The sequence below is a fragment of the Streptomyces sp. NPDC002795 genome, from assembly GCF_042888725.1.
GTDB lineage: Bacteria > Actinomycetota > Actinomycetes > Streptomycetales > Streptomycetaceae > Streptomyces.
Map to the genome: position 1 here is coordinate 58,932 of NZ_JBIAQB010000007.1, position 12,204 is coordinate 71,135.

General features: G+C 71.0%; 12 protein-coding genes. 3 read left to right on the forward strand and 9 right to left on the reverse strand.

The features are described from left to right. Positions 1-58 precede the first annotated feature (58 nt). The gene (locus tag ACFYWS_RS21650) at positions 59-688 is read right to left on the reverse strand and encodes a TetR/AcrR family transcriptional regulator (protein WP_389278997.1); all 630 of its coding nucleotides are present in this window, start codon (positions 686-688) and stop codon (positions 59-61) included. Between the two features lie 121 nt (positions 689-809). Beyond that, positions 810-962, reverse strand: a complete 153-nt coding sequence (locus tag ACFYWS_RS21655; RefSeq protein WP_389279000.1) for an SCO1431 family membrane protein — start codon at positions 960-962, stop codon at positions 810-812. Positions 963-1,147: 185 nt separating this feature from the next. Here ACFYWS_RS21655 and ACFYWS_RS21660 point away from each other — a divergent pair, with 185 nt between their 5' ends. Beyond that, the gene (locus ACFYWS_RS21660) at positions 1,148-2,629 is read left to right on the forward strand and encodes a M1 family metallopeptidase (protein ID WP_389279003.1); all 1,482 of its coding nucleotides are present in this window, start codon (positions 1,148-1,150) and stop codon (positions 2,627-2,629) included. A gap of 45 nt (positions 2,630-2,674) precedes the next feature. Here ACFYWS_RS21660 and ACFYWS_RS21665 read toward each other — a convergent pair whose 3' ends face one another. Beyond that, a complete protein-coding gene (locus tag ACFYWS_RS21665; RefSeq protein WP_389279006.1) occupies positions 2,675-4,069 on the reverse strand; it encodes a peptidase C39 family protein in 1,395 nt (464 codons plus the stop codon). Between the two features lie 204 nt (positions 4,070-4,273). On the opposite strand from ACFYWS_RS21665, the gene ACFYWS_RS21670 reads away from it, so the two are divergent. Both ACFYWS_RS21670 and ACFYWS_RS21675 read left to right on the forward strand, forming a co-directional pair. After that, on the forward strand, positions 4,274-4,915 hold the full coding sequence (locus ACFYWS_RS21670; protein WP_389279009.1) for a uridine kinase: 642 nt from the start codon (positions 4,274-4,276) through the stop codon (positions 4,913-4,915). 407 nt (positions 4,916-5,322) lie between these two features. Beyond that, entirely contained in the window at positions 5,323-7,185 is a 1,863-nt protein-coding gene (locus ACFYWS_RS21675) for an AAA family ATPase (protein WP_389279012.1), read from the forward strand. Between the two features lie 121 nt (positions 7,186-7,306). Here ACFYWS_RS21675 and ACFYWS_RS21680 read toward each other — a convergent pair whose 3' ends face one another. From ACFYWS_RS21680 to ribH, 6 genes are all read right to left on the reverse strand, one after another. Further along, the gene (locus ACFYWS_RS21680; RefSeq protein WP_389279015.1) at positions 7,307-8,389 is read right to left on the reverse strand and encodes a hemolysin family protein; all 1,083 of its coding nucleotides are present in this window, start codon (positions 8,387-8,389) and stop codon (positions 7,307-7,309) included. Then, positions 8,386-9,723: a hemolysin family protein gene (locus tag ACFYWS_RS21685; protein ID WP_389279018.1), complete on the reverse strand. Its 1,338-nt coding sequence runs from the start codon at positions 9,721-9,723 to the stop codon at positions 8,386-8,388. The genes ACFYWS_RS21680 and ACFYWS_RS21685 overlap by 4 nt, the downstream gene beginning before the upstream one ends. Before the next feature lie 276 nt (positions 9,724-9,999). Then, complete coding sequence (locus ACFYWS_RS21690) at positions 10,000-10,461, reverse strand: PH domain-containing protein (protein WP_389279021.1); 462 nt, start codon at positions 10,459-10,461, stop codon at positions 10,000-10,002. Positions 10,462-10,472: 11 nt separating this feature from the next. After that, positions 10,473-11,330 (reverse strand): ATP phosphoribosyltransferase, encoded by an 858-nt coding sequence (gene hisG / locus ACFYWS_RS21695; RefSeq protein WP_389279024.1) that lies wholly within the window; start codon positions 11,328-11,330, stop codon positions 10,473-10,475. Positions 11,331-11,394: 64 nt separating this feature from the next. After that, a complete protein-coding gene (locus tag ACFYWS_RS21700; protein WP_326014703.1) occupies positions 11,395-11,667 on the reverse strand; it encodes a phosphoribosyl-ATP diphosphatase in 273 nt (90 codons plus the stop codon). A 34-nt stretch (positions 11,668-11,701) separates the two neighbouring features. Continuing rightward, positions 11,702-12,187, reverse strand: coding sequence for a 6,7-dimethyl-8-ribityllumazine synthase (ribH, locus tag ACFYWS_RS21705; protein WP_389279028.1), 486 nt, complete (start codon positions 12,185-12,187; stop codon positions 11,702-11,704). Positions 12,188-12,204: the final 17 nt, after the last annotated feature.

The window sequence follows — 12,204 nt, forward strand, 5'->3', positions numbered from 1 at the left end:
CCGCCCTGGAAAGCACCCACACACGCTCCCCTGACCACGCGCGCGTACCCGCGCGTGGTCAGGGGAGTACCGGTGCGGGGTACGAGGGTTCGAACTCCTCGATCACCCGCAGGGTTTCGCCGAGCGTGCGCACCAACAGGGCGCGCACCGTGTCCCGTTCGAGCTCGTGATGGCCGATCCAGTCGAGCGTGATGCCCTCGACACTGCACAGCCAGCCGAGCAGCGCCGTCCGCGCGAGCCGCGGCACCCGCGAAGTCCCGTACGCGGCACGCGCGATGGTGGCGATCAGCGCGTCGCGCACCCCGTCCCTGATGGCCTGCACCTGGGCGTCGAAGCCCACGCCGCCCGTGACGATCGTGCGGTACGCCGCCTGGTTGCGCTCGGCGTAGCGCAGATAGCCCTCCACCGTGCGGTGCACGCGCTCCACGGGGGTCAAGTCACCGACGCTGCTCGCGCCGTCGACGAGTTCGCCGACGGACTCCTCGATGATCGCCAGGTAGTAGCCGCGCTTGGACTCGAAGTAGTAGTAGATCAGCCCCTTGGCCACGCCCGCGTGCTGCGCGATGTCGTCCATGGACAGCGTGTCGTAGGACGTGTCGGCGAACAACTTCCGTCCGATGGCGATGAGTTCGGCGCGGCGGGCGGCGGAGCGTTCGGTGCCGCGCACTCGCTGGTGGCTAGTGTTCAATTCCGGCCCTGGTCTCGGACTCCTTGCGAATGCCGCAGTATGGCATTTCCCGAGGCGTCCTCACGCGCGCGTGGCGAGGACCGGGGCGGTGCGCGTCACGTCGCGGTGGGCGACGGACCGGTCACATCAGACCGAGCTGTGTGACGAGCATCGCGAGGACCACGACGAAGGTCCAGCCCAGGACGTGTTCGAGGATCTTCGGCCCGTTGTCGTCGGGCCCGCCGGTGCGCGTGCGCGTGGCGGCCGTGGAAGCGGTGGCGGAATGTGCGGTCATGGGCGTCTCGCTCGGGTCGCTGTGATGGTCCTGACTCCCCCGGCTGCGCCCGTGCTCCCCGTGGCGCCTCCTCCACCTTGCCATCGGATCGCCGCCGCGCCGCAGAGACCTTGGTCACGTACAACCGGGCCGCCGCGTCGCGCGTCCCACACTGCGACGCGTTCCGTCCGACCGGAAGGTTCCCGATGAGTACGTACCGGACACCACGCCGCAGAACCCGTCTCGCCCTCGCCGCGGCGATCACCGTCACCGCGTCGCTGACCGGCCCGGCGGCCGTCTCCCGGGCGGCCACCGACCGCCCGGCGCCGGGCGCCGCGGGCCTCGGCGACCCGATGTTCCCGCTCGACGGGAACGGGGGCTACACCGTGCGCCACTACACGCTCGACTTCGACTGGCAGGGACCCCGGACCCCGTTCGCCGCCTCCACCACCGTCAAGGCCACGGCGACGCAGGCGCTGTCCCGCTTCGACCTCGACTTCGCCGGGAACGAGCTGCACTCGGTCACCGTGAACGGCCGCGCCGCGCAGACCCGGCGCGACGGCGACGAGCTGATCGTCACGCCCGCCTCGCCGATCCCCAAGGGCAGCGCGTTCACCGTGAAGGTCGGGTACACCGCCGACCCGACGCAGGTACGCCACCGCGACGACGCGATCGAGAACTACGGCTGGATCCCGACGCCCGACGGGACGGTCCTGTACCCGCAGCCGAACGGCGCCAAGATGATCTTCCCGTCCAATGACCACCCGAGCCGGCGCGCGCCCGTCACGTTCCGCGTGACCACCCCGGCCGACCGGACGGCCGTCGCGAACGGGCGTCTCGTCGACCGCGCCGAGCGGAGCGACGGGCGGGTCCGCTGGACGTACGAATCCGAGCAGCCGATCGCGACGCAGCTGGTCCAACTGGCCATCGGAAAGTTCCAGTTGATCGACAGCTCGGGGCCGGGCGGGCTGCCGCTGCGCGATGTCGTGCCGGACGCGCTCGTGGCGCCGACCAAGCAGTACCGGGACCTGACCCCCGGCCATCTGACGTGGCTTCAGGAGAAGTTGGGCCCCTACCCCTTCGACCGCTACGGCGTCCTCGTCGGTGACACGGACCTCGGCGTGGCCCTGGAGACGCAGACGCTGTCACTCGTCCCGAAGGCGGATCTGCTCGGCACGAAGGTCGACGCCGAACGCGATCTCGTCCACGAGCTGGCCCACCAGTGGCTCGGCAACAGCGTCGGGATCGCCACCTGGTCCGACCTGTGGGTGAGCGAGGGCCACGCCCGCTTCTACGAGCGCTGGTACTCCGAGGAGCACGGCGGCGACAGCTTCGAGGCCGCGATGAGGACGGCCTACGAGAACCACGACCAGTGGCGCCACGACTACGGCGCCCCCGCCGGACCCACGGAGCCGAACCTCTTCAAGCGGATGCGCTACGACGGCTCGGCGCTCGTCCTGTACGCGCTGCGCGAGCAGGTCGGGGCGGAGACCTTCGCGAGGATCGAGCGGGCGTGGGTCACCCGGTACCGGGGGAAGACGGCGTCGACGGCCGACTACATCGCGCTCGCCTCGAAGACCGCGGGCCACGACCTGACGGGCTTCCTGCGCCCGTGGCTGTACGGCTCGAGGACCCCGCCGATGCCGGGCCACCCGGACTGGGTGGTGAACCCTGTCGTCACCGGATGACCCGCATCACTGGTCGGCGCGCCGCGCGTCCACGGCCCCGGGCGGTCAGCGCACGCCCACCGCCGCCAGCGCCTTGCGCTGCTTCTCGGTCGGGTGCGCCGGGAAGTACAGGTAGCAGACGCCGCCGGTGCCGGAGACGACCTTGCCGCTCGCGTTGTAGCGCTTGGTGCGCAGCCAGATGTTCTCCCACTCGCGTCTCTTGTAGACGCGGCGGACCGCGGCGTTGCTCGGCGAGGCCGGGTCGTTGGCGATCACGTCGCCGTCGGCGGTGAAGCCGATGACCGTCATCAGGTGTCCGGCCGTGCCGTAACCCGCACCGGTCAGCTCCTCCTTGAGGAACGACTGGGACGTTATGGCCGGGACACCCGCCGCGATCAGCTTCTCCAGGTCGGCGAGGGAGGAGAGGCGGGTGACGACGCCCTGGAGGTCCTTGTACGTCGCCGCGTACGCCGCGTTGAACGGCCAGTTTCCGCAGCCCTCGTACTGGTAGTCATACGTATAACGTGCCGCGTGACAGACCTGCGGATCGGCGTACGAGGGGTCCACCCAGGCCAGCTGCGCGGGCGTAGGCTTCCGGCCCCAGTACTCGATGATCATCTGCGAGGACGTGGGGCTGCACCAGGCCTCTCCCCCGTTGTCGTACTCGGGGTACTGGCCGACGTGGGTGTTCTGCGAGTAGCGCGGGACCTTCAGCTCCTTGGCGAGGCCCGGCGTGGACGCGGGCACCGTGAAGCGGTCCGGGACGTCCGAGCCCATCGCACCCAGGCGCCACACCGTGGGCGCCGCCTTCGACCCCGGCGCGCGCAGCAGCCTCAGGCGCAGCCGGTACGAGACCAGGCGCAGGCCCGAGGCCGCGTCGTCGATGGAGAACGTGTCCGTCCAGACGCTCGACTTCCCGTCCGACTGGTCGTCCACGGACGTGCGCCGGATGTCGGCGTCCTTGTCGTCGCCGGCCGTCCAGCGGCCCATCACGTACCAGGGGGTCGCGGCGCCGTCCGTGTAGGTGCCCCGGAGTTCGATCTGGATCCAGGTGCCCTTCGGGGTGTGCGCGTTCCAGGACGCGATGACCTCGGTGGCGGGGACCGAGAGCGCGTGGACCGGCGAGAGCCACTCGGCGTACTCCCACTCGGCCGTCTTGTTCAGGTGCGGATCCTTGTACGTCGTCGTGCCGGCGGGCGCGCCGATCGTCACGCCGGGGCGCGCGCCGCCCACGACGCGCGTGCCGTGCGCGGTGCCGGAGCGCCAGTCGGCGGACGTCGTCCAGGTGCGGTTGTCCACGGAGCGGTTCACGGCGCCCTTCCGTGCGGCGTGTGCGGACTGCTGCCCGGGGGCGGCGGCGCGCGCGGAGCCCGCCGCGGCCGTCGTGGCGAGCGCCGCGCCCGCCGCCGCCGCGAGAACGGTTCTCCGGGAGAGCGGGGACGGGGTTTCGGGTCGGGTCATCGGCTGATCCCTCGGTCGTCGGTTCTGACGGGCGTGACGGAGACGGAGACTGACGTGACAGAGTGCGCCAACTATGGCCGCCGGGGCGGGATTTCCACCAGCGTTCCGCAGCGGGTCACCGGCACAAATATTGGTCTTCACCACTGGCATGACCTGCGGCGGCGTGCGCGAAACCGATCCGGGCGGCGTCGTACCCTTGCGGCCGTGAGCTACCACCATGTGCCCCTCGCCGACTGCGCCGACCGGATCCGCCGGCTGCCGCCCTCCTGCGGCCCCGTGCGGCTCGTCGGCATCGACGGGCACGCGGGTTCCGGCAAGTCGACCTTCGCGGCGCGGCTCGCGGAGGCGCTCGGCGGGGCGCCCGTCCTGCGCCTCGACGACCTCGCGAGCCACGACGCGCTCTTCGCCTGGACCGAGCGCCTGCGCACCCAGGTCCTCGCCCCGCTCTCCCGCGGGGAGGCCGCGCGCTACGAGACGTACGACTGGCATGCCCGCCGCTACGACGCCGTGCGCGAGCTGCCTCCCTCGGACGTCGTCCTGATCGAGGGCGTGGGGGCGGGACGGAGCGAACTTCGGCCGGAACTCGCGATGTTGCTGTGGCTCGACATGCCCGGTGAGGCGGCGTGGGCGCGAGGGCGGGCCCGGGACGGCGAGGCGCAGCGAGAGTTCTGGGACGGCTGGATCCCAGCGGAGCGGGAGCACTTCCAAGTGAACCCGTCCCTCCCCTTCGCGCACCTCTTGGTACGCGAGTGCCCGGAGGGATATGAGGTGCGAAAAGGACCTGGCGGGATCCCACCCTTGAAGGCGTCCGTCACTCACGGTGATGGACCGCCAGCGGTGCGGTGAACCTCTGGAAACACCCTTCCGCCACTTTCCGCGAGAGCTCCAACTCTGCTTGACCGAGGGGCCGTACAGGACTTACGTTCTCAATGTGCGGCCTTTCGGGTCCGCCTACAGACACGAAGCCCCCGGTTGTTCCCCCGTGATCGGGGGCTTCGTTCTGCCCACAATGCCCCTCGCCGAGCGCACCGAGGCGTGCTTCGCTCACCCTGGGTCACCGTCCGGCGCCGCGTTCACCTGCGCCGAATCCCCCCGCCCGGACCCCGATCCGACCGGGTCGCGCCCTACGGCCGGGCATGCCCCCGCAGGTACGATGCCCTCGGTGCGGTCTACGGGCGGCTCGCTGTCCGCATCGTGACAACTCCCGTCCATGACAGAGCGGTTCATCGGGGGCACGGCTTGTGGGGGACGTGATGGACTTCGGCACCGGTGCACAGGCCGGCCCGGCCGACCTCGCCTGGCTGCGAGGCGTCGACGCCTACACCATGGGTGCGTATCCGCAGGCGGAGGACGAATTCCGCACGGCGGTACGGATGGACCCTGGGATGGCCGACGGCTGGCTCGGGCTGCACGCCCTGCGCGTCGACACGACGACGGCGCTGCTGCGCATGTTCCGGCACCGCGACCGGTTCGGCGAGCAGCGCGTACGCCACCGGCGCACACTCAACTCCTGGTACTGGCTGGGCTGGTGGGTGCAGCCGGTGCTCGAGCACTCGCGCGACCTGCTGCTCGCGCACGCCTCGCACTGGCTGGACGGACGCCATGTCCCCGACCTCGACCGGGCGTTGGCCACGCTGCCGCCGTTCGACGCGGATCCACAGGTGCGGTTCCTGCACGCCTGCCGCTCGTACCTGGTGAAGGACTGGGATCAACTGGTCCGACACACCGACCCGTTGACGAACGACCCGATGCTCGGCATCGAGGCCGGCCTCTTCGGCGGCATGGCCCGGGTGCGCCTGGAGATGTACGGGCAGGCGGAGCCGCTGCTCTCCTCGGCCCTGATGCGCTGTCGCAGCGAGCAGCCACAGCGCAAGGAGCTGCGCTACTGGCTGGCCAGGGCCCATGAGGGCACGGGGCGTTCGGCGGCCGCGCTCCCCCTGTACCGGGCGGTGCACCGGGTCGATCCGGCCTTCATGGACACCTCCGCGCGGCTCGCGGCGATCGCCGAGGGGGACGGGTACGGGGACTTCGCCGACGGGGCCGACCTCACGCCGCTTTCCATGACCGGGTACCAGGACGGGGGCGACGGCGACGCGGGCGATCCGCTGTACGAGAGCGACGGGCGCAACCTGAAGGTGACCGACCCCGATCTGCCGCCTCCAGGGGGCGCGGCCGCGGACGACACCGACATGGTGCGGCAGAAGGCCGTGGTGCCGGTGCCCGCGCCGCCGCCGGCCAGCAGCACGGATCCGGTGCTCCTGGAGGAGGCGCTCACCGAGCTGGAGCGGATGGTGGGCCTGGAGCCCGTGAAGCGCCAAGTGAAGGCGCTGTCCGCCCAGTTGAACATGGCGCGGCTGCGGTCCGGGCAGGGGCTGCCGGTCCAGCCGCCGAAGCGGCACTTCGTGTTCTCCGGGCCCTCGGGTACGGGCAAGACGACCGTGGCGCGGATTCTGGGGCGGGTCTTCTACGCGCTCGGGCTGCTCGGCGGGGACCACCTCGTGGAGGCGCAGCGGGCGGACCTGGTGGGCGAGTATCTGGGGCAGACCGCCGTGAAGGCGAATGAGCTCATCGACTCGGCGCTCGGTGGGGTGCTGTTCGTCGACGAGGCGTACGCGCTGTCCAACTCCGGCTACGGGAAGGGCGACGCGTACGGCGACGAGGCGCTTCAGGTGCTGCTGAAGCGGGCGGAGGACAACCGCGATCATCTGGTGGTGATCCTCGCCGGGTATCCGGAGGGGATGGACCGGCTGCTCGCGGCCAACCCGGGTCTTTCGTCGCGGTTCACGACGCGGGTCGACTTTCCGTCGTACCGGCCGCTCGAACTCACCGCGATCGGTGAGGTGTTGGCCGGGGAGAACGGGGATGTGTGGGACGAGGAGGCGCGGGACGAGCTCCGCTCGATCGCCGGGCATGTGGTGGACCAGGGGTGGATCGACGAGCTCGGGAACGGGCGGTTCCTGCGGACGCTGTACGAGAAGTCGTGTGCGTATCGCGATCTGCGGCTTACCGGGTATGCGGTGGAGCCTACTCGGGATGATCTGGCGACGTTGCGGTTGCCGGATTTGATGCAGGCGTATGGCGAGGTGTTGTCGGGGCGGGGGCCGTCCGCCGGGTGACTCTGTGGCGGACGGCCCCTGTGCGCCCGAAACGGGGTTGACGTCTCGGGGCTCTGCCCCGGACCCCGCGCCTCAATCGCCGGCGGGGCTTGACTTGCTCACCTGCCGCCGGGCCGCTTGGTTACGCCAACGCCCCCTCGCGCTTTCGGGCCACCGGGACCCGAGGCTGCTCCGGCTCTCGGTGGGTCGGGTCGGTGACCTCGCCGACCAGGAGTTCCAGTACGTCCTCCAGGGCGACCAGGCCGAGCACGCGGCCGGAGGCGTCCGCGACCTGGGCCAGGTGGGTGGCCGCGCGGCGCATGACCGTGAGGGCGTCGTCCAGCGGGAGTTCGGACCTCAGCGTGGCCATGGGGCGCCAGAGCTGCTGCGGCACCGCGCGGTCGATGTCGGGCCCCTCGATCAGGTCGAGGACGTCCTTGATGTGGAGGTAGCCCATGAACGCGCCGTCCTCGGAGCAGAGCGGGAAGCGCGAGTAGCCCGTGCGGCCCGTGAGCCCGATGATCTCGGCCGGGGTGACCGCGGGGCCGACCGTCACCAGGGAGGCGCGGTCGATCAGGACGTCCGTCACCGGGCGGGAACCCAGTTCCAGGGCGTCCTCCAGGCGCTCCTGTTCCTCCGGGCCGAGGAGACCCGCCTGGCCCGAGTCCTCCACGAGACGGTTGAGCTGCTCGCTCGTGAAGACCGCCTCCACCTCGTCCTTCGGCTCGACCCGGAAGAGCTTGAGGATCAGCCGGGCGCAGGCGCCAAGCGCGATGGTGACCGGCTTGCAGAGGCGGGCGAAGGCGACGAGGCCGGGGCTGAACCACAGCGCCGTCTTCTCCGGGGCCGCCATCGCCAGGTTCTTCGGCACCATCTCGCCGATGACGAGGTGGAAGAAGATCACGGCCGCGAGCGCGATCACGTACCCGAGCGGGTGGATCATGCCGTGCGGGACGTGGGCCGCCTCGAAGACGGGCTCCAGGAGGTGGGCCACGGTCGGTTCGGCCACCGCGCCCAGGGTCAGCGAGCAGATGGTGATGCCGAACTGGGCCGCCGCCATCATCTGCGGCAGGTGCTCCAGGCCGTACAGGACCTGCTTGGCCCGCTTGCCGGGGACGGGTTCGATCTGGCTTCGGCGGACCGACACGAGGGCGAACTCCGCGCCGACGAAGAAGCCGTTGGCGAGGACCAGCAGGGCGGCGAAGACGAGTTGCAGCGCGCTCATCGGGCCGCCTCCAGAACGGGCAGCGGGGCGTCCGCCGCCTTGACGATGCGGACGCGCTCGGCCCGGTAGTGGTCGACGGCGCGCACCGACAGGCGCCAGCCGGGAAGTTCGGCCTTGTCGCCGGGGGCCGGGATACGGCCCAGGAGATCGGCGACGAGCCCGGCCACCGTCTCGTAGGGGCCCTCGGGGACGTCGAGGCCTATGCGGCGCAGGATGTCGACACGGCAGGCGCCGTCGGCGTCCCAGGCGGGGCGGCCGTCCTCGGCCGGGGCGACCGCCAGTTCGGGAAGGTCGAGTCCGTCGTGCTCGTCGCGGACCTCGCCGACGAGCTCCTCCACGATGTCCTCCAGGGTGACGACCCCGGCCGTGCCTCCGTACTCGTCGACGACGACGGCGATCGGCTGCTCGCTGCGCAGCCGGGCCAGCAGGGGCTGTACGGGGAGGGTCTCGGGGACGAGCAGCGGGGGTTGTGCGATGCGACCGACCGGCGTGCGCAGCCGTTCGTGCGCGGGCATCGCGAGGGCGTCCTTGAGGTGGACCATGCCGATGATCTCGTCGATCCGCTCCCGGTAGACCGGGAAGCGGGAAAGGCCCGTGGCGCGGGTCAGGTTGACCACGTCCTCGGCGGTCGCGGACGCCTGCAGCGCGCTGACCTTCACGCGCGGCGTCATGACGTGCTGCGCGGTCAGTCCGGCGAGCGACAGGGTGCGGACGAACAGGTCGGCCGTGTCCTGTTCCAGGGCGCCCGCCTGCGCGGAGTGCCTTGCCAGGGAGACCAGTTCGCCCGGGGTGCGGGCAGAGGCGAGTTCGTCGGCGGGCTCCACGCCGAGCGCGCGCACGATCCGGTTCGCCACCGCGTTGAGCAGGGCGATGACCGGCCGGAACAGGCGAGAGAAGGCGTGCTGCGGGCCGGCCACGAATCGGGCGACCTGAAGCGGCTTCGACACCGCCCAGTTCTTCGGCACGAGTTCGCCGATCACCATCTGCACGGCGGACGCCAGCAGCATGCCGACGACGACGGAGAAGCCGCCGACGGCGCCCTCGGGCAGGCCGGTGGCGGTGAAGGGGCCGCGCAGCAGCTCGGCGAGGGCCGGTTCGGCGAGCATGCCGACGACCAGTGAGGTGATGGTGATGCCGAGCTGGGTGCCGGAGAGCTGGAAGGACAGCTGCTTGAGGGCGTTGACAACGGTACGGGCGCGTTTGTCGCCCGCGGCCGCGGCCTTCTCCGCGTCGGGGCGCTCCACGGTGACGAGGCCGAATTCGGCCGCCACGAAGAAGCCATTGGCGAGGATCAGGAGGAAAGCGGCCGCTAGGAGCAGCAACGGGATGGTCATGCCGCCGCCTCCGGGGACGTCAGCGCGCGGGGCGCGCCTTGTCGGGAGGGGGCGGCGCAGGTACTACCGGACGATCCGTCCATCGCTGGAGGGAGTCACTCCTTGGTGAGCAGGGAGCCCCTGGCTCCGCCGGGGGCGGGCAGGGGCGGGGCGGCGCGTTGGGCGTGCCCCGGGACCAGGTTAATCAAGCCGGGGGCCGATGTGGCAGGGGCTACGCCCGCTGGAGTCACCTGCATCGGGGTTGACGTCTCGGGGCGCTGCCCCGGACCCCGCGCCTCAATCGCCGGCGGGGCTTGAACTGCTCGACCGTGTGTGCGCTGTCTCCGTCAGCGCGCGGAGCGCCTTCGCGTCGCGGATGGCGGATTGTTTGGCCATGCCGGGCTGGATGCCCATGGCGGCCATGCTGGTGCCGTCGGTGAGGTCGAGGAAGACCCAGGGGTCGCCGGGGCGCAGGTTGACCTGGACGATCTCCGCCCAGGACAGGCGGCGGCTGCGCGCCACGTTGACCACCGTGACGCCCTCGGTGTCGGCGACGACCTTGGGCCGGCCGAGCAGCCAGAGCACGCCCCAGAACAGCGCGCCGGTGAAGACGAAGCTGGCCTTCTCCCCCGGGCTCAGGCCGCCGAGCAGCAGCGCGACGATCGTGATCACCACGAAGGACACGGCGCCGAGCGCGTGCAGGACGGCGCGGGTGCGGCCCGGCCGGAAGGTGACGGGCAGGGTGGGGTGGTCGGACATGGTGGTCGTCCTCAGAGGCGGCAGGCGTGGATGGCCGTGGTGAGGATGGCCCGCGCGCCGAGGGCGTACAGGTCGTCCATGATGCGCTGCGCACCCTTGGCCGGGACCATGGCGCGCACCGCGACCCAGCCCTCGTTGTGCAGCGGCGAGATGGTCGGCGACTCCAGGCCCGGGGTGAGGGCGACGGCCTTCTCCAGGTGCTCGGCGCGGCAGTCGTAGTCCATCATCACGTACGTGCGGGCGACGAGGACGCCCTGCAGGCGGCGCAGGAACTGGTCCACCTTCGGGTCGGCGGCCTCGTCGGCGGACGCGCCCTTGTGGCGGATGACGCAGGCCTCGGAGCGCATGATCGGCTCGCCGAAGACCTCCAGGCCGGCGTTGCGCAGCGACGTGCCGGTCTCGACGACGTCGGCGATCGCGTCGGCGACGCCGAGCTCGATGGCCGTCTCGACGGCGCCGTCGAGGTGCACCACGTTGGCGTCGATGCCGCGCTCGGCGAGGTACTTGCCGACGATGCCCTCGTACGACGTGGCGATCGTCCTGCCCGCGAGGTCCGCGAGGTCCTTCACGGCGCCCGGCCGCGAGGCGAAGCGGAACGTGGAGCGGGCGAAGCCGAGCGGCAGGATCGTCTCGGCCTCGGCGCCGGAGTCGATCAGCAGGTCCTCGCCGGTGATGCCGATGTCGAGCTTGCCCGAGGACACGTAGATCGCGATGTCCTTGGGGCGCAGGTAGAAGAACTCGACCTCGTTGTCCGGGTCGACCGTGACGAGTTCCTTGGACTCCTTGCGCTGCCGGTATCCGGCCTCATGCAGCATGTCCGACGCAGGCCCTGAGAGTGAACCCTTGTTGGGGACAGCGATGCGCAGCATGAGGTCGGATTCCTTTGTGTAAGGGGTGAGTTGCGGATGGGATGGATACGCGGACTTGGCCGGCCTAGAGGTGCGCGTACACGTCGTCGAGGGAGATGCCGCGGGCGACCATCATCACCTGGACGTGGTAGAGGAGCTGCGAGATCTCCTCCGCGGCGGCGTCCTTGCCCTCGTGCTCGGCGGCCATCCAGACTTCGGCGGCCTCCTCGACGACCTTCTTGCCGATGGCATGGACGCCCTTGCCGACCAGTTCAGCGGTGCGGGAAGTGGCGGGGTCGCCGGTGGCTGCCTTGTGCTGGAGCTCGGTGAAGAGCTCCTCGAACGTCTTATTGGACATGGTGGCGTCTACTTTACGCGTCCCGGGCCGGCGCTCAGCGCCAGGGCTCGGCGATCGTACGGAGCGTCGTGGCGGTGGCCACGGCCGCGGTGACCGCCTCGTGCCCCTTGTCCTCACTGGAGCCCTCGATGCCGGCCCGGTCGAGGGCCTGCTCCTCGGTGTCGCAGGTCAGGACTCCGAAGCCGATGGGGACGCCGGTGTCGACGGTGACCTGGGTCAGTCCGTTCGTCACGCCCTGGCAGACGTACTCGAAGTGCGGGGTGCCGCCGCGGATGACGACGCCGAGCGCGACGATCGCGTCGTAGCCGCGGCCCGCGAGGACCTTGGCGACGACCGGCAGCTCGAAGCTGCCGGGGACGCGCAGGACGGTGGGCTCACTGATGCCCAGCTCGTTCAGGGCGCGCAGGGCGCCGTCCACGAGTCCGTCCATGACCTGCTCGTGCCACTGGGCCGCGATGACGGCCACGCGCAGGTCTCCGCAGTTCTTCACGCTCAGTTCGGGTGCACCCTTGCCGCTCACGCGCTTCTCCTCGTACG